The sequence below is a fragment of the Amycolatopsis halotolerans genome, from assembly GCF_042647905.1.
GTDB classification, from domain to species: domain Bacteria; phylum Actinomycetota; class Actinomycetes; order Mycobacteriales; family Pseudonocardiaceae; genus Amycolatopsis; species Amycolatopsis halotolerans.
In genome coordinates this window covers 139,424-155,480 of record NZ_JBHRWI010000006.1, presented here as the reverse complement: position 1 = coordinate 155,480, position 16,057 = coordinate 139,424, and the positions used below count along the sequence as shown (strand labels likewise).

The following is a 16,057-nucleotide window of genomic DNA, read 5'->3' as shown; positions in this document are numbered from 1 at the left end:
CACCCGGCGCGTTGCCGGGCAAGCTCGGCTCCGGGCCGGGGCGATCGCCGGAGGAGAGACTTTCTTGCCTCAGCTCTGCCCTCGCACCCATTGCTTCGGGCGCATGTTTCTGTGAAAGTCGAGGTGAGGGTCCGGGAACCGGGGGTGCCTCAGTTCGGAGCGCACCCCCGGGCCGGGGGTTTTGCCCCGCTTCTCTCCGCCGATCCGGCCGCCGTCAGTTCTCCTCCAGCTTGACCAGCTCGAGGTCGGTTTGCGGGAAGTCGTCGCCGATGCAGAGCAGCGGTTCGCCAGCGATTTTGGCGGTGGCGTAGCTGTGGCAGTCTCCCAAGTTGAGCCTCGCCGAATGACGGCCCTTCCCGAATCGCTGGAATGCCTCGATGGCGACCTCGGCATGGAGCTTGTCGAACGGGACCGTGACCACGTCCTGCTCTTGCAGGAAACGTTCGAAGAGACTCCGGCCGCGCATGCCGAACTTAGAAAGCAGGACGATTCCCGCCTCGACCCGGGTGGCAGCACCGATCCGCACCTTCGGATCGGCGACGAGCGCCCGCTCCAAGACCCCGCTTTCCGGCTCGCGATTGATCATCGCGACGATCGCCGACGTATCGATGATCACACGCCCTCCGGCCCGAAACCAAGAATCTCTTCTTGCTCTTCTTTGGTGATCGGGACCCCCAGCTGATCAGCAGGCAGCTGGGACCAGACCTCCTCCTCGAGGAAGCGGTGCAACCGCGCCAGGCGCTCCTCGGGCGTTTCCGTTTTCCTGACCAGGTCTTCCCGGAACACGCGAAGGGCCTCGCGGACCGCACCGGTTTTGGTGGTGCCGGTCAGCTCGGCCACCTCGGCGGCCAGGCGCTCCGCGTCCGGATCCTTGATGTTCATCGCCATGGTGTAAGGGTACCCGATATGGTGTAACTACTTGATTCCAGCCGCGTCCATCCCTCGCAGTTCCTTCTTCAGGTCGGAGACCTCGTCGCGCAGCCGGGCGGCCAGTTCGAACTGCAGGTCGCGGGCGGCCTGCATCATCTGGTCGGTCATCTGCTGGATCAGGTCGGCGAGTTCGGCACGCGGCATCGACGACACGTTCTTGTCGGTCAGCATGCCCGAGCTGCGGACGCGGTCGCCCTGTTCCGGCTTCTTGCCGCGCGAGGCGTTGCGGCCCGAGCCGCCGACCGCGACCGACTCGTCCGAGTCTTCCGCTTCGTTGTAGACGCGGTCGAGGATGTCGGCGATCTTCTTGCGCAGCGGCTGCGGGTCGAGACCGCGCTCCTCGTTGTAGGCGACCTGCTTGGCGCGGCGGCGGTCGGTCTCGTCGATCGCGTACCGCATCGAATCGGTGATCTTGTCCGCGTACATGTGGACCTCGCCGGAGACGTTTCGCGCCGCGCGGCCGATGGTCTGGATCAGCGACGTGCCGCTGCGCAGGAAGCCTTCCTTGTCCGCGTCGAGGATCGCGACCAGCGACACCTCGGGCAGGTCGAGGCCCTCGCGCAGCAGGTTGATGCCGACCAGGACGTCGTAGTCGCCCGCACGCAGCTGCCGCAGGAGCTCGACCCGGCGCAGCGTGTCGACCTCCGAGTGCAGGTACCGGACGCGGATGCCCAGCTCCAGCAGGTAGTCCGTGAGGTCCTCGGACATCTTCTTGGTGAGCGTGGTGACCAGGACGCGCTCGTCCTTGTCCGCGCGCTCGCGGATCTCGTGCACCAGGTCGTCGATCTGGCCCTCGGTCGGCTTCACGACCACCTTCGGGTCGACCAGGCCGGTCGGCCGGATGACCTGCTCGACGAACTCGCCGCCGGTCTGCCCCATCTCGTACGGGCCCGGCGTCGCCGACAGGTACACCGTCTGCCCGATCCGGTCGGAGAACTCCTCCCAGGTCAGCGGCCGGTTGTCGACCGCGCTCGGCAGCCGGAACCCGTAGTCGACGAGGTTGCGCTTGCGGCTCATGTCGCCTTCGTACATGCCGCCGATCTGCGGCACCGTCTGGTGCGATTCGTCGATGACCAGCAGGAAGTCTTCCGGGAAGTAGTCGATGAGCGTGGCGGGCGCGGTGCCCGCGCCGCGGCCGTCGATGTGCCGCGAGTAGTTCTCGATGCCGGAGCAGAAGCCGACCTGGCGCATCATCTCGATGTCGTAGGCGGTGCGCATCCGCAGCCGCTGGGCCTCCAGCAGCTTGCCCTGCTTCTCCAGCTCGGCCAGCCGTTCTTCCAGCTCGGCCTCGATGCCGCGGATCGCCTTTTCCATCCGCTCCGGCCCGGCGACGTAGTGGGTGGCCGGGAAGATCCGGACCTCGTCGACCTCGCGCACGATGTCGCCGGTGAGCGGGTGCAGGTAGTACAGCTTGTCGATCTCGTCGCCGAAGAACTCGACGCGGATCGCCAGCTCCTCGTACGCCGGGATGATCTCCACCGTGTCGCCGCGGACGCGGAAGGTGCCGCGCGCGAAGGCGATGTCGTTGCGCGAGTACTGCACGTCGACCAGCGCGCGCAGCAGCACGTCGCGCTCCACCGTGCCGCCGACCTCCAGCTTCGTGGACCGGTCGAGGTACGACTGCGGCGTGCCGAGGCCGTAGATGCAGGACACCGACGCGACCACGATGACGTCGCGCCGCGAGAGCAGGTTCATCGTGGCGGAGTGGCGCAGCCGCTCGACGTCGTCGTTGATCGACGAGTCCTTCTCGATGTAGGTGTCCGTCTGCGCGATGTACGCCTCGGGCTGGTAGTAGTCGTAGTAGCTGACGAAGTATTCGACCGCGTTGTGCGGGAACAGCTCGCGCAGCTCGTTGGCCAGCTGCGCGGCCAGCGTCTTGTTCGGGGCCATCACCAGCGTGGGCCGCTGGACGCGCTCGATCAGCCACGCGGTGGTGGCCGATTTGCCGGTGCCGGTGGCGCCCAGCAGCACGACGTCTTTCTCCCCGCCGCGGATCCGGCGTTCGAGATCGTCGATGGCCGCCGGCTGGTCGCCGGCGGGCTGGTACTCGCTGACGACCTCGAACCGGCCGCCGGCACGAGGCACCTCGGAGACCGGGCGGAAGTCGGACTGGGCGAGGACGGGGTGTTCGGTTGCGAAAGCCACGAGAACCAGGGTAGGCCGGGGCACCGACAATTTCCGCGACGGCCGGTGTGAGCTGGGGATCTATCGCCCTTCCGGGGCCCCCGAGCAGCCGTGAGGGGAACCCTGAGGGACTCTGAGTCCCTCAGGGTTCCCCTCACGGACTTCTGGCGGTGCGCGGGGCCAGGGCGGCCAGGCGGGCAGTCTCCGTTAGCAGCTGCAGCAGTCGCATCCGTCGCAGCAGCTGCAGCAGTCGCCGCAATCACAGCAGTCGCAGTCGCAGTCGTTGTCGTGCCGTTGGCCGCTCCACGGGCCTGGGTACGGGTCGCGGCAGCAGAACTGGCAGGTGCAGCACATGTACGTCGCGATCGCGCAGCCGGAGAAGACGTTCCGGCGTTTCGGCGGGACCGCGAACTTCGGCATCCAGCAGCCGCCGCCCTTGCCGTCCAGGGAGCCTCCGTCTTCCGGCGGTTCGGGGCCGTCCGGACCTCCCGGCCCGCCGGGGCCGCCTGGTCCGGGAGGGCCCGCGGAGCCGCCGGGGCCGGGCATTCCGGGAGGTCCGTAGCCGGGAACCGGAGCACCGTAGCCCGGCGGCGGCCCGTACCCGGGCATCCCCGGCTGCTGGCCATATCCCGGCTGCCCAGGCCCAGGCGGCCCGTAAGGCGACTGCTGCGGCGTCGGCCCCGGCCCGATCCACCCGGGCGGCGGCTGCTGACCGTGCAGATGGTGATGCCCGAACGCCCGCCGCACCGCTTGCCGCAGCTCGTGCACCAGCAGCGCGTGCACCAGAGCCGAATCAGCGAACTCCGCCTCGCGCAGCGCCAGCTCGACCCCGAGCACCGCGTCCGTGCACAACCGGTGTGCCTCGGCCAAAGCGGTTCCCGTGGCCAGCAACGGATTCCACGCCCCGGACGCGGCATCAGCAGCGAGGTCCTCGACCGCATCGAGCAGGTGCGCCACCCGTCCGAACAGCCGCCCGGCCTCGGCGAGCGGGGCGCGGTTGCCGGGGCGTCCGGCCAGTACCGCGGTCTGCGCGAAGGCCGCGGACGACGCCAGTTCGGCCGGTTCGGTCGCCAGCAGCGGCGAGTCTCCGGCACGAATCGCGCGCTCCAGTTCGCCCTGCCGACCGACCGCTTCGGTCAGCACCGCGGTGTCGAAACCGACGCCAGCGCCCGTCCGACCGCCTTGCGCGGCCCAGCGACGGGCGACTAGCCGGGCTGCCCCGGCGACTGGACGCCGGGCGAAAGCACCGTCCCGGTCAGCGACGTGGTCGTCGACCTTCGCCGAAGCCAGTACCAGCGAAACCGCCGCCGCGAGCCGGGCCCCGTCGCCGACCGCGACGGACGCGGAGCGCATCGACCGGAGCGGGCAAGGGCCCGCGGCGCGCCGGGGTCCGCTCGGTGTTTGTGCTTCGACCAGCGCCGACACGATCAGCGCGTCGTAGTTCGTCACGACCCGGGCGAACTGGCCGTGCTGGTCGCGCAGGGCCAGGCAGAGGCCGCACAGGTGGGCCATCCAGTCCGCGTGGAGCCGCCCGGCCAGCCGGTGCCGGCAGGGTCTGATGATCCCGAACAAACGCTTGTCCCCCCAGGAGAACCGAATGACCCGCGAACTTTAGCCCCTCGGCCAGGCCCCTAACCGGCGTTCCGGAGATTCTCGCGAAGGGCGCGGGCAGGGCAGGATGGGCGGATGACCGATCTGCACCCGCCGAAGGTCGAGACGTTCGACCCGGCCGCCCGCGTGAACATCGACAACAAGGGCATCCGCCGCGATGTGGAGGAGTTCCGCGAGGAGCCGTGCGGCCTGTACCTGGCGCGGCCGGCGCCGGGACGGGCGCAGTTCCACTACCTCGAATCCTGGCTGCTTCCCGAGCTCGGGCTGCGGATCACCGACTTCTGGTTCAGCCCCGGCCACGAACGCGACCAGGACTTCTACCTCGACGTGGTGCGCGTGCACCGCGACGGCCCGCGCTGGGTCGCCACCGACCTCTACCTCGACCTCGTGCTCAAGGACAAGATCTCGGTCCGGGTGATCGACACCGACGAGCTGCTCGCCGCCGTCTCCGAGAAGCTGCTCTCCCAAGAGGAAGGCGAGTACGCGCTCGAAGTCGCCTACGCCGCCGTCGAGGGGCTCGCCGCGCACGGCTACGACCTCGCCGCCTGGCTGTCCACAAAGGACATGACACTCGGCTGGCGCAGGCATCCCTAACCGGGAACGGGGGAATTCCCCACCCGGCCCGGCGGTCAGCCGGATTACCCGAAACGGCTCGCCCGGCCACGATCAGCGGCATGGAACGAACCGCAAACCAGGTGACGCTCGACCTCGTGTGCTCGCTCTACCGCGAGCACACCGAAGCGTTGCGCGCCGCGAAGGACGCCCAGCGAGCGCACCGCCGCGCGCACCCCACGATGAAAACCCAGCTGGACGACGTCGAGGCGGAGATCACCTACCTGCTCCTGCGCCAGCTGCGCCCGGAGAAAGTCGTGGAGATCGGTTCGCTGCACGGCTGGTCCACGAGCTGGATCCTCCGCGCGCTCGCGGACAACGGCTCCGGCGGGCTGACCACGATCGACCTCATCGGGAACGCGACCAAGACCGTCCCGCACGCGCTGGCCAAGGGCCGCTGGGAGTTCCGCCAGGGCGACGCGCGCACCCTCGCCGCCGACTGGCTGTCCGATGTGGACTATCTCTTCATCGATGCCGACCACGGAGCGCGCTTCGCGAGGTGGTACCTCGCCGACGTCTTCCCGAAGATCGACGCCGCGGTGAGCGTGCACGACGTGTTCCATCGCGGGACCCCGCTGCCCTTCACCGAAGGCACTGAAGTGGTGCGCTGGCTGGGAAAAACACAGACTCCGTACTTCACCGCGGCGCGCGCCCGGGCGAAACACGCGTACGCTCGCCTTAACGAACTGAGGCGCGGACTCGGCGTCGACAGCATCGTCCACACCGGGCGCGACAACCCGATGATCTACTTCCGCATCCACCGATCGGTGGATGCGCGGCTGACAGCCGGTGGACCGGAAGTCGCACCGTTCCGCTGATCCGATCGGCCGCTCCAGCAGGGATTCTCGAACACAGCAACCGCTGCGATTCGAGAGGGGACGGCGGACAATGCCGGTCATCGAGGTGCGAAACCTCCGCAAACGCTACCGCGAGAAAACGGCGGTGGAAGACGTTTCGTTCACCGTGGAGCGGGGCGAGATCTTCGGGATCCTCGGCCCCAACGGGGCGGGCAAGACGACCACGGTCGAATGCGTCGAGGGCCTGCGCTCCCCCGACGGCGGCACCGTTTCGGTGCTCGGCCTCGACCCGCGGCGCGACGTCCGCGAACTGCGCCAGCGCCTCGGCGTCCAGTTGCAGGAGAGCCGGCTGCCCGACCGGTTGCGCGTCGCCGAGGTCCTCGACCTGTTCGCCGCGATGTACCGCACCCCGGCCGATCCGGAGCGGCTGATGGACCTGCTCGGGCTCACCGAGCAGCGGAACACCTTCTATCGCAAGCTTTCCGGCGGCCAGCAGCAGCGCGTGTCGATCGCGCTCGCGCTCGTCGGCAGTCCCGAGGCGGTGGTGCTCGACGAACTGACCACCGGTCTCGACCCGCAGGCCCGCCGCGACACCTGGGACCTCGTCGAAGCGGTCCGCGCCGAGGGCGTGACGGTCGTGCTGGTCACGCACTTCATGGAGGAAGCGGAACGGCTGTGCGACCGGATCGCGGTGATCGACGCCGGGCGCGTCGTCGCGACCGACACCCCGGCCGGGCTGGTCGGCCGGGTCGGCGGGGAGCAGCGCATCCGGTTCCGCCCGTCCGCGCCGGTCGATCCGCGGGAACTCGCCGAACTGCCGGACGTGCTGAAGGCCGAGCGGAACGGCGCGCAACTGGTGGTGACCGGCGGCGCCGGCGCGCTGCAGGCGGTGACGTCGTTCCTCGCCCGCGCCGACGTGGTGGCGGGCGATCTGCGGGTGGAGCAGGCCAGCCTGGACGACGCGTTCGTCGCGCTGACCGGCCGGAAACTGGACTGAGGGGGAACCGGAAGTGTTGTCGAAACTGACCGTCGCCGAGGCGAAGATCTTTCTCCGCGACCCCGGTGCTCCGGCCGTGGTGCTCGGGATCCCGCTGGCGCTGGTGCTGGTGTTCGGGCTGATGCCGGGGTCGCGCGAACCGAGCGCCCAGTACGGCGGCCAGTCGTCGCTGGCCACGGTGATCGCGCCGATGGCGGTGGCGCTCCTGCTCGGGATCCTCGCGGTGTACATGCTGCCCGGCGCGATGGCCGCGCACCGGGAGAAGGGGGTGCTGAAGCGGCTGGCGGCGAGCCCGATGCCGGCGTCGCGGCTGCTGGCCGCGCAACTGCTGGTGAATCTCGCCGTCGCGGTCGTCGCGATCGTGCTCGTCGTGGGGGTGGGCACGATCGCGCTCGGCATGGCGCTGCCGAGGAATCCGCTCGGGTTCCTCGGAGTCATGCTGCTGGGGGCGGTGTCGCTGTTCTCGGTGGGCACGCTGCTCGCCGCGTTCGTACCGAGCACCCGCGCGGCGAACGGGCTCGGCGCGGCCGTGTTCTTCCCGATGCTCGCGCTCGGCGGGGTCTGGGTGCCGAAGGAACAGCTGCCGCCGGTGCTGCAGCACATCGCCGACATCCTGCCGCTCGGCGCGACACTCGGCAGCCTGCGCGAGACCGCCGCCGGACACGCGCCGCAGTGGTTGCCTCTCGTGTCCCTCGCGGTGGTCGCCGTCGTGTGTTCGACGCTCGCCGCCCGATTCTTCCGCTGGGAGTGAGCGCGATGACTACGACACAGAAAGAAACCACGACGGCCCGCTCGGTCGCGCCGTTCGCCCGGATGCCCGTGTTCGGCATTGCCGCGCTGATGGCGGTGCCGCTGGTGCTCACCGCGAACAACTACGGCTACTTCGGCGACGAGTTGTACTTCCTCGCCGCCGGGCGGCATCTGGCCTGGGGTTACGTGGATCAGCCGCCGCTGCTGCCGCTGCTCGCCCGCGCGATGGACACGATCGCGCCGGATTCGCTGTTCGTCCTGCGGCTCCCGGCGATGCTGGCGATGCTGGCCGGGGTCGTGTTCGCCGCGCTCATCGCCCGTGAACTCGGCGGCCGGACCCGCGCGCAAGTGATCACCGCCGCCACCTGGGCCGCCTGCACGAATTTCGTGGCCGGCGGCCATTACCTGGCGACCTCGACGCTGGACCCGTTCCTCTGGACCGTCCTGCTCTGGCTGGTCGTCCGCTGGATCCGCACCCGGCGCGACGGCCTGCTGCTGTGGGCCGGAGTCGTCACCGCGCTCGCGTTGTACGTGAAGTTCCTGATCGGCGGCTTCTGGATCGTCGCCGGGATCGCGCTGCTGGTCTGCGGTCCGCGCGAGCTCCTGCGCCGCCCGATGCTGTGGGCGGGCGCCGCGATCGCCGCACTGGCGCTGGTCCCGACGCTGGTCTGGCAGGCCCAGCACGGCTGGCCGCAGCTCGGCATGGGCGCGGCGATCTCGAACGAGGTCGGCGCGTCCTGGGGCGGGCGGCTGTCCTGGATCCCGCAGGTGCTGCTGCTCGCGGGGGTCCCAGTCGGGCTTGTGCTGCTGGGCTACGGCCTGTGGCGGCTGCTGCGTTCGCCTCAGCTGCGCTCCTACCGCTTCCTCGCCTGGACCACACTCGCGCTCGCGGTGGTGTTTATCGCGGTCAACGGCCGGTCGTACTACATCGCGGGCATGTTCGCGCCGTGCTGGGCAGCCGCGGCGGTGGAACTCGAAAACGGACAGGCGTCGCGGTGGTGGCGCTGGATCCCGACCTGGCCGGTCTACGTGCTTTCCGCGCTGCTGATGCTGCCCGCCGCACTGCCGGTGTGGCCGCATTCCTGGGTCGAGAAGAACCCGCCGCTGCCGACGCCAGCCTTCTCGTTCGGCGAGGTCGGCTGGCCGGAAGCCTCGCAATCGGTCGCCCGCGCGTTCCATCGCGTGCCCGACCCGGCACACACCGCGATCGTCGGCGAGACGTACTGGACCGCGAGCGCGCTCGACCGCTACGGCCCGGACCTGGGTCTGCCCGAGCCGGCCAGCCCGAACCGCGGGTACGCGCCACTGGTCGTTCCGCCCGATTCGGCTCGCGACGTCCTGTTCGTCGGAGCAGATCCCCGGCCGCTGCTCGGACACTTCGCCCATCTCGAGCCGATCGGAACAGTGACGACCGGGGACGCGAAGCCGAGTGTGCTCGACGGCACGCCGATGTGGCTGGCCACCGCGAGGCTGCGGCCGTGGCCGGAAATCTGGCCCGAGCTGGCGAACACCGGCGCTTGACCGGCGCCACCCGCAGTACGGCGGCGTCCGGCCTCGCCCGTAGGGTGCGGGCGAGGCCAGCCCCCGATCTGCCGACAGGGAGCAGGATGGATGCCGTGACCACGGCCACCGCACCGAGCACGCCCGGCCGCGCGCTCGCCGACTTCGCCCGGCGGCCGGTCTTCCTGCTCGCCGCGGGGACCGCCGCCGTACTCCTCGCCACCGCCGGCCGCTACGGCTACTTCGGCGACGAGCTGTACTTCCTCGCCGCGGGCAAACACCTCGCGTGGGGTTACGCGGACCAGCCGCCGGTGCTGCCGTTCCTCGCCTGGCTGGCGAACTCGATCGCGCCGGGCTCGCTCGTCGTGTTCCGGATCCCGGCGATACTGGCGACCGCCGCGGGCGTGGTGTTCACCGCGCTGATCGCCCGCGAAATGGGCGGCGAACGCAAGGCGCAGACCCGTGCCGCCGCGGCGTACGCGATCTGCGGGCAGTTCGTCGGCAGCGGCCACTACCTCGCGACGTCCACTGTGGACCCTCTGCTGTGGACGATCGTGCTGTGGCTGCTGGTGCGCTGGATCCGCACCCGCGACGACAATCTGCTGCTGTGGCTCGGCGTCGCGACGGCGGTCGGGCTGAACGTGAAGTTCCTGATCGGCGGGTTCTGGGCGGTCACCGCGGTCACCGCGCTCGTCTTCGGACCGCGGGACCTGTTGCGCCGTCCGAAACTGTGGGCTGGCGCGGCGATCGCCGCTGTCTCGTGTGTACCGACGTTGCTCTGGCAGGCCTCGAACGGCTGGCCGCAGCTCGGCATGGGCGACGCGGTGTCGCGCGAAGTCGAGGAAGCGGGCGGCCGGGCGATGTTCGTGCCCACGCTGCTCGCCGGGGCTGGTTGGGTCATCGGCGCGCTAGGCGTGCTGTACGGACTGACGGTGCTGGTCGGCAGCTCTCGGCTGCGCGCGTACCGCTTCCTCGGCTGGACCGCGCTCGGCGTCTTCGCGCTCTTCCTGATCGGCAACGGCCGGTTCTATTACGCCGCAGGCACTTTCGGCTTGCTGTGGGCGGCTGCCGCAGTGCATCTGCAGGACCGCCGACGGCCCGCTTTGTGGTGGCGCTGGGTGCCAACGTGGCCGATGTTCGTCCTGTCTGCGCTGTACAGCCTCCCCTACGCGCTCCCGGTATGGCCGGAGCAGTGGCTGGTCGAGCACCCGACCGCGCCGCGCCCGGCGTACGCGATGGAGGAGTACGGCTGGCCGGATCTGGCCGCGTCCGTCGCCAAGCAGTACCGCGCGCTGCCGCCCGAGCAGCGAACCCGCACCACGCTCGTCACCGGCGGGTACTGGCAGGCGGGCGCGCTCGACCGGTACGGGCCTGATCAGGGCCTGCCCGAGGCGTACAGCGCCAGCCGCGGATTCTGGTACTTCGGACGGCCGGACGACAAGGCGGACACCGTGCTGTTCGTCGGCCGCGAACCGGCGAAGCTGGCGGCGCACTTCCGGTCCGCGCGCGTCGTCGGCGAGGTCGACAACCGGCTGGGCGTCCCGAACGCCAGCCGCCACATGCCGATCTGGCAGCTCGACGGCCGGATCGGGAGCTGGGCCGAGATCTGGCCGCGGCTCAAGGACCTCAAGGCGTGAGATTCGAGGACGTCCGGGACGTCGAACTCGACTGGCGCGGTTCGCTGATGCCGCCCGCCGCGTCTCAAGAAGGCGATCAGCCCGTGCGGTGGCATCGGTGGTTCGCCCGGGTGGAGACGACGCTCGCGTGGGTTCTCCTCGTCGTCCCGACACTGCTGAGCGCGCTGACCGACCAGACGAACGCACACCGGATCACCACCGTGCTGATCGCCGCCGGGGCCGCGGTGTGGCTGGCGCTGACCACTTTCGTTCTCAGCCCGAAGCTGCGCGACCACCCGGTCGCCTCCGCCGCGGCGTTCGCCGGGGTCGTCGCGTTCGGCTCGGTCCTCCAGTCGCGCGACGCGTACTTCATCATCTTCATGGTCTACGGGTTCTTCGCGGCGATGCGGATGAAGCCGATGCCGGTCGCGGTGCTCGGTGTCGGCATCACGTCACTGCTGATCAACACCATGACGCTCGGCGGCCCGATCCACGCGCTGTCGGTGTCGCCGGGCATCTGGGGCACGGTCGTGGTCGTGCAGACCGCGGCGATCGGCGGCGGCGGCGCGCTTTTCGCCGCGGTGGGCAGGCAAAATCAGGAACGCAAGCGGATGCTCGACCAGCTGACGGCGGCCGAGGCGGAGAACCGCGGGCTGCAGCGGCAGTTGCTCACGCAGGCGCGCGAGGCAGGCGTGCTCGACGAGCGGCAGCGGCTGAGCCAGGAAATCCACGACACGCTCGCGCAGGGCTTCACCGGGATCATCACCCAGCTCGAGGCCGCCGCGCAGGCCCGCGACGACCCGGCGGAATGGGAACGCCACCTCGCCTCGGCGACCCAGCTGGCGCGGGAGAACCTCACCGCGGCCCGGCGTTCGGTCGCCGCGCTGCACCCGGAGCCGCTCGAAACCGCGACGCTGCCCGAAGCGCTCGCCGAAGTCGCGCGGCTGTGGAGCGAGCGCACCGGCGTACCCGCGGAGTTCTCGGCCACGGGAACCGCCGTCCCGCTGCATCCGGAGCTGGAGGCGACCCTGCTGCGGATCACCCAGGAAGCACTGTCCAATGTGGCCAGACACGCGCAGGCGGGCCGGGCCGGGATCACCCTGTCGTACATGGGCGACGAGGTGACGCTCGACGCGCGCGACGACGGCGTCGGCTTCGACCCGGCGCAGCCGCCCGCCCCGCCGTCGCCCGAAGGCGGCCACGGCCTGCCCGGCATGCGGCGGCGCGCGGAACGGCTCGCCGGAACCCTGCACGTCGAGTCCGAACCGGGCGGCGGCACCGCGATCTCGGTGCGCCTGCCCGCCGTCCCGGCTGCGACACTGGACCCGACCGAGGGGGCCTCATGACCATCACCCTGCTCATCGCCGACGACCACCCGATCGTCCGGGACGGGCTACGCGGCATCTTCACCGGCGAACGCGGCTTCGAGGTCCTGGGCGAGGCCGCGCACGGAGCCGAGGCGGTCACGCTCGCCGAGGCGTTGAAGCCGGACGTCGTGCTGATGGACCTGCGCATGCCCGGCACCGACGGCGTCGCCGCGATCACCGAACTCGCCCGCCTCGGCAACCCGGCGCGCGTGCTCGTGCTGACCACGTACGACACGGATTCCGACGTGCTGCCCGCGATCGAGGCGGGCGCGACCGGCTACCTGCTGAAGGATTCGCCGCGCGAGGAACTGTTCCGCGCTGTCCGAGCCGCCGCCCGCGGCGAGGCGGTCCTCTCCCCCGCGGTCGCGAGCCGGATCATGGGCCAGATGCGCGCACCGGCCCAGGAACCGTTGTCGCAGCGCGAAATCGAGGTGCTGAACCTCGTCGCGCGCGGGTCGACGAACAAGGAAGCGGCGAAGAAGCTGTTCATCAGCGAGGCGACGGTGAAGACGCATCTGCTGCACGCGTACGCGAAACTCGGCGTGAAGGACCGCGCGGCGGCAGTCGCCGTGGCTTTCGAACGCGGCTTGCTCGGCTCGTAACTCCCCCAATGTGGCATTGGGTGCATCTCACGCACCGAACGCCACATTGGGTGCATCTCACGCACCCAATGTGGCATTGGGGTGCTTTCAGCTCCACAGCGCTCCGGAACGCGAAGCCGCCTGGGCAGCCGCTGCGGCTACGAATTCCTTCGCTGGCAACGGGTCCAGCCGACGGCCGTCGCGGAGCCGGGGGGCGATCCGGTCCGCAACGGCCTCTCGCGCACCGATCACCGCCTGGTACGGCACCAACCGCCGGTCGCGGATACGAGCGCCCAGGCTCCCCCGGTCCGCCGGGACGACCTCGGCGCGCAGCCCAGCGTCCATCGCCTGCTCCGCCACCGCTTGGGCCGCCGGGAGTTCCGCGTCGCCGACCGGCAGCACGGCCACCTGCACCGGAGCCAGCCACGGCGGGAACGCGCCGCCATGCTCCTCGATCAGTTGTGCCAGCACGCGTTCCAGGCTGCCGAGCACCGCGCGGTGCACCAGGACTGGCCGGTGCGCGCGGCCGTCGGGACCGACGTACTCCAGCCCGAACTGCTCCGGCTGGTGGAGGTCGACCTGCACGGTGGACAGGGTCGACTCGCGGCCGGAACTGTCGGCGATCTGGACGTCGATCTTCGGGCCGTAGAACGCGGCTTCGCCCGGTCCTCGTTCGTACTCGACACCGTCGAGCGCTTCGACGAGCACCTCCGCCGCGCGCTCCCACGCCTCGGCCGCACCGGCGTACTTGCCCCGGTTGTCCGGCAAGGAAAGGCGGTAGCGCGCGGGTTTCAGGCCCAGATCGCGGTAAACCCGGCGGATCAGCGCGAGCGCACTCCGCACCTCCGCGCCGACCTGCTCGGGCAGGCAGAAAATGTGCGCGTCATTGAGCTGAATCGCCCGCACGCGGCTGAGCCCGCCGAGGACGCCGGACAGTTCGGCGCGGTACATCCCGCCGAGTTCGGCCAGCCGCACCGGCAGTTCGCGGTGGCTGTGGGCGCGGGAACGGTAGATCAGCGCGTGGTGCGGGCACAGGCTCGGCCGCAGCACGACCTGCTCGCCGCCGAGGTCCATCGGCGGGAACATGTCGTCGCGATAATGCGCCCAGTGGCCGGAAAGCTCGTACAGCTCCCGTTTCCCCAGCACCGGCGACGACACGTGCTGATAGCCGGCTCGGCGTTCGACCTCGCGGACGTACTCCTCCAGCACGTGCCGCACGGCGGCGCCGTCGGGAAGCAGGTACGGCAGCCCGGCCCCGATCAGCGGGTCGCTGCCGAACAGGCCGAGTTCCCGGCCGAGTTTGCGGTGGTCAGGCATGGCGGTCTCCTCACGGAAGGCGAGGCGAGCGCACAGCGAAGAGCCCGGGGCGCTCGCCCCGGGCTCGAATGGCAGTGTTCAGCGCGCCGGGACGGGATCCGGCGTCGTCGTGGACTGGGCGCGCTTCATGGCCCGAACGGTAACCCCGCGCGAGGCGGGACCGCACCTGATTTCCGGGTCAGGGCTTCCAGCCGCCCTGCGCGGCCCACACTTGCGCGCGCACGAACGCCGCGTTGACCCAACCCTGCTTCTCCTCCGCGTACTGCTCGACCGTGCCGTCAGCGGAATGCTTGCGCGCCAGTGCTTCCTTGACCTCGGTGTAGTTGTCGCGCTCGTCCGGATGCGCCCGGATCCAGTCGCGGAACAGCAGCGCGAGCCGCCACGCCGGGGTTTCGGTGGACCGGACGTGCAGGTTCACCGGCCGCTTCGGGTCGGCGCTCTGGTGGAACCGTTTGAGCCACTTCCCGTGGCCGCCCTGCGGATCGTCCCACCATTCGCCTTCGCGGCGCGGGAAACCGGCGTCGGCGAGCGCTTCGGCAAGCGCATCCGCATCGTCCAAAGAGGACACGGTGAGCTGGAGGTCGAGGATGTCCTTGGCGGGCAGGCCCGGCACGGCGGTGGACCCGATGTGGTCCGCGCGCACCAGCCGCGAACCCGCGATCTGCCGCAGCCGCGCCAACCGGCGTTCGGCCTGCAACGGCCAACTCGAGTCGTACGGCGAGATCACCGGCGAGGCCGGCGGACGCGGTTTGCGCAGCCGCAGGTTCGCCTCGAACGGCACCAGCCGGTCCGCCCACAGCGCGTCCACTTCGGCGAGCACGACGTCCTGCGTCCCGCCGTTGTCGAGCCAGACGTCCGCGACCGCGCGGCGCTGTTCCTCCGCGGCCTGCGCACGGATCCGCGCCCGGGCGTCCGCCTCGGGCATGCCGCGCACGTCGACCAGCCGGCGCACCCGCACCTCCACTGGCGCGTCGACCACCAGCACCAGGTGATACGCGGGAGCGAGGTCGTTCTCGACGAGCAGCGGGACGTCGTGCACGACCACCGCGTCGTCCGCGGCCTCGGCCATCAGTTCGCCGGCGCGCCGCCCGACCAGCGGATGCACGATCGCGTTGAGCCGCTTGCGGCTTTCGTCGTCGGAGAACGCGCGCGCGGCGAGCGCGGGCCGATCGAGCGAGCCGTCCTCGGCGAGGATTTCCTCGCCGAACGCCTCGGCCAGCGCGGCCAGCCCAGGCGTGCCCGGCTCCACGACTTCGCGCGCGATGCGGTCCGAGTCGATGACGACCGCCCCGTGTTCGGCCAGCCGGTTCGCCACTGTCGACTTCCCCGCACCGATCCCGCCCGTCAGGCCCACTCGCAGCATGGCCACACCTTAACGAGCGCCGCCGTCACCCGCTCAGGCGACATCGGACCCCCTGCACGTGCACCCGCACAGGTACCCGCACACCCTCCGCGTAAACGCAAGCACATTTTCGGGCGTAGCCGAACTGATGTGGGTGACACGCCGCGCGCTTGCGCTGTTTTCGCGGGTCGAGTGCGTACCGTGCGCGGCGGAAGGGTCGCCCACACGGAGGAACAATGGCGGATAAGCACGTCGGGAAGCACCGGCTCGGCACCCCCGGCCTGGTGCACTGCGTCGGCTATCGCCAGGTCTCGGACGCTCTCGCGGAATACCGGCGCACGTGGTTCAGCGCGCTGCTCGTGCCCGCGAAGCACAGCTTGGCTGGCCTCCGCCGTCGTGCCCGCGAAGCGGCCCTCGAACGTGCCTGGGTGCCTTCGGTTTCGCTCGAACGCGCCTGACCCTCCCGCTTCGGCGAGCGCCGTGAGGGCCGCCTTCACGGACCCTGATTCCCCA

At 70.4% G+C, this 16,057-nt stretch carries 15 protein-coding genes; 9 read left to right on the top strand and 6 right to left on the bottom strand.

The genetic code is table 11. The annotated features are described in order from the left end of the window. Positions 1-214 precede the first annotated feature (214 nt). From ACFORO_RS06080 to ACFORO_RS06065, 4 genes are all read right to left on the bottom strand, one after another. Positions 215-616: a type II toxin-antitoxin system VapC family toxin gene (locus tag ACFORO_RS06080; RefSeq protein ID WP_377867722.1), complete on the bottom strand. Its 402-nt coding sequence runs from the start codon at positions 614-616 to the stop codon at positions 215-217. After that, entirely contained in the window at positions 613-888 is a 276-nt protein-coding gene (locus tag ACFORO_RS06075; protein WP_043828543.1) for a type II toxin-antitoxin system VapB family antitoxin, read from the bottom strand. Before ACFORO_RS06075 ends, ACFORO_RS06080 begins: the two co-directional genes overlap by 4 nt. Positions 889-915: 27 nt before the next feature. After that, positions 916-3,075, bottom strand: a complete 2,160-nt coding sequence (gene uvrB / locus ACFORO_RS06070; RefSeq protein WP_377867721.1) for an excinuclease ABC subunit UvrB — start codon at positions 3,073-3,075, stop codon at positions 916-918. 186 nt (positions 3,076-3,261) lie between these two features. Next, a complete protein-coding gene (locus ACFORO_RS06065) occupies positions 3,262-4,626 on the bottom strand; it encodes a DUF5685 family protein (RefSeq protein ID WP_377867720.1) in 1,365 nt (454 codons plus the stop codon). A gap of 114 nt (positions 4,627-4,740) precedes the next feature. Here ACFORO_RS06065 and ACFORO_RS06060 point away from each other — a divergent pair, with 114 nt between their 5' ends. The 8 genes from ACFORO_RS06060 (at position 4,741) to ACFORO_RS06025 (ending at position 12,906) form a co-directional block, all read left to right on the top strand. Further along, positions 4,741-5,259, top strand: coding sequence for a DUF402 domain-containing protein (locus tag ACFORO_RS06060; protein WP_377867719.1), 519 nt, complete (start codon positions 4,741-4,743; stop codon positions 5,257-5,259). Between the two features lie 80 nt (positions 5,260-5,339). Next, positions 5,340-6,095, top strand: coding sequence for a class I SAM-dependent methyltransferase (locus tag ACFORO_RS06055; RefSeq protein WP_377867718.1), 756 nt, complete (start codon positions 5,340-5,342; stop codon positions 6,093-6,095). Positions 6,096-6,165: 70 nt separating this feature from the next. Further along, positions 6,166-7,071 (top strand): ABC transporter ATP-binding protein, encoded by a 906-nt coding sequence (locus tag ACFORO_RS06050; protein ID WP_377867717.1) that lies wholly within the window; start codon positions 6,166-6,168, stop codon positions 7,069-7,071. Positions 7,072-7,084: 13 nt separating this feature from the next. Beyond that, positions 7,085-7,822 (top strand): ABC transporter permease, encoded by a 738-nt coding sequence (locus ACFORO_RS06045; RefSeq protein ID WP_354748242.1) that lies wholly within the window; start codon positions 7,085-7,087, stop codon positions 7,820-7,822. Positions 7,823-7,827: 5 nt separating this feature from the next. Further along, positions 7,828-9,342, top strand: coding sequence for a glycosyltransferase family 39 protein (locus ACFORO_RS06040; RefSeq protein ID WP_377867716.1), 1,515 nt, complete (start codon positions 7,828-7,830; stop codon positions 9,340-9,342). 95 nt (positions 9,343-9,437) lie between these two features. After that, positions 9,438-10,958 carry an ArnT family glycosyltransferase gene (locus ACFORO_RS06035; RefSeq protein ID WP_377867715.1) on the top strand — a complete coding sequence of 507 codons (1,521 nt, stop codon included), beginning with the start codon at positions 9,438-9,440 and terminating at the stop codon, positions 10,956-10,958. Then, positions 10,955-12,283: a sensor histidine kinase gene (locus tag ACFORO_RS06030; protein WP_377867714.1), complete on the top strand. Its 1,329-nt coding sequence runs from the start codon at positions 10,955-10,957 to the stop codon at positions 12,281-12,283. The genes ACFORO_RS06035 and ACFORO_RS06030 overlap by 4 nt, the downstream gene beginning before the upstream one ends. Then, positions 12,280-12,906 (top strand): response regulator, encoded by a 627-nt coding sequence (locus ACFORO_RS06025; RefSeq protein WP_009079732.1) that lies wholly within the window; start codon positions 12,280-12,282, stop codon positions 12,904-12,906. The genes ACFORO_RS06030 and ACFORO_RS06025 overlap by 4 nt, the downstream gene beginning before the upstream one ends. 87 nt (positions 12,907-12,993) lie before the next feature. Here the strand turns inward: ACFORO_RS06025 and thrS are convergent, their stop codons facing one another. Both thrS and coaE read right to left on the bottom strand, forming a co-directional pair. Next, entirely contained in the window at positions 12,994-14,238 is a 1,245-nt protein-coding gene (gene thrS / locus ACFORO_RS06020) for a threonine--tRNA ligase (protein ID WP_377867763.1), read from the bottom strand. Positions 14,239-14,380: 142 nt separating this feature from the next. Beyond that, positions 14,381-15,565: a dephospho-CoA kinase gene (gene coaE / locus ACFORO_RS06015; RefSeq protein ID WP_377867713.1), complete on the bottom strand. Its 1,185-nt coding sequence runs from the start codon at positions 15,563-15,565 to the stop codon at positions 14,381-14,383. A 215-nt stretch (positions 15,566-15,780) separates the two neighbouring features. Here coaE and ACFORO_RS06010 point away from each other — a divergent pair, with 215 nt between their 5' ends. After that, positions 15,781-16,002 (top strand): hypothetical protein, encoded by a 222-nt coding sequence (locus ACFORO_RS06010; RefSeq protein ID WP_354750776.1) that lies wholly within the window; start codon positions 15,781-15,783, stop codon positions 16,000-16,002. The last annotated feature ends 55 nt before the right edge of the window (positions 16,003-16,057 follow it).

Coding starts and splice junctions, on each gene's coding strand:
- ACFORO_RS06075 (WP_043828543.1), bottom strand. CDS start 888: ATGGCGATGAACATCAAGGATCCGGACGCGGAGCGCCTGGCCGCCGAG.
- ACFORO_RS06060 (WP_377867719.1), top strand. CDS start 4,741: ATGACCGATCTGCACCCGCCGAAGGTCGAGACGTTCGACCCGGCCGCC.
- ACFORO_RS06055 (WP_377867718.1), top strand. CDS start 5,340: ATGGAACGAACCGCAAACCAGGTGACGCTCGACCTCGTGTGCTCGCTC.
- ACFORO_RS06050 (WP_377867717.1), top strand. CDS start 6,166: ATGCCGGTCATCGAGGTGCGAAACCTCCGCAAACGCTACCGCGAGAAA.
- ACFORO_RS06040 (WP_377867716.1), top strand. CDS start 7,828: ATGACTACGACACAGAAAGAAACCACGACGGCCCGCTCGGTCGCGCCG.
- ACFORO_RS06025 (WP_009079732.1), top strand. CDS start 12,280: ATGACCATCACCCTGCTCATCGCCGACGACCACCCGATCGTCCGGGAC.
- coaE (WP_377867713.1), bottom strand. CDS start 15,565: ATGCTGCGAGTGGGCCTGACGGGCGGGATCGGTGCGGGGAAGTCGACA.
- ACFORO_RS06010 (WP_354750776.1), top strand. CDS start 15,781: ATGGCGGATAAGCACGTCGGGAAGCACCGGCTCGGCACCCCCGGCCTG.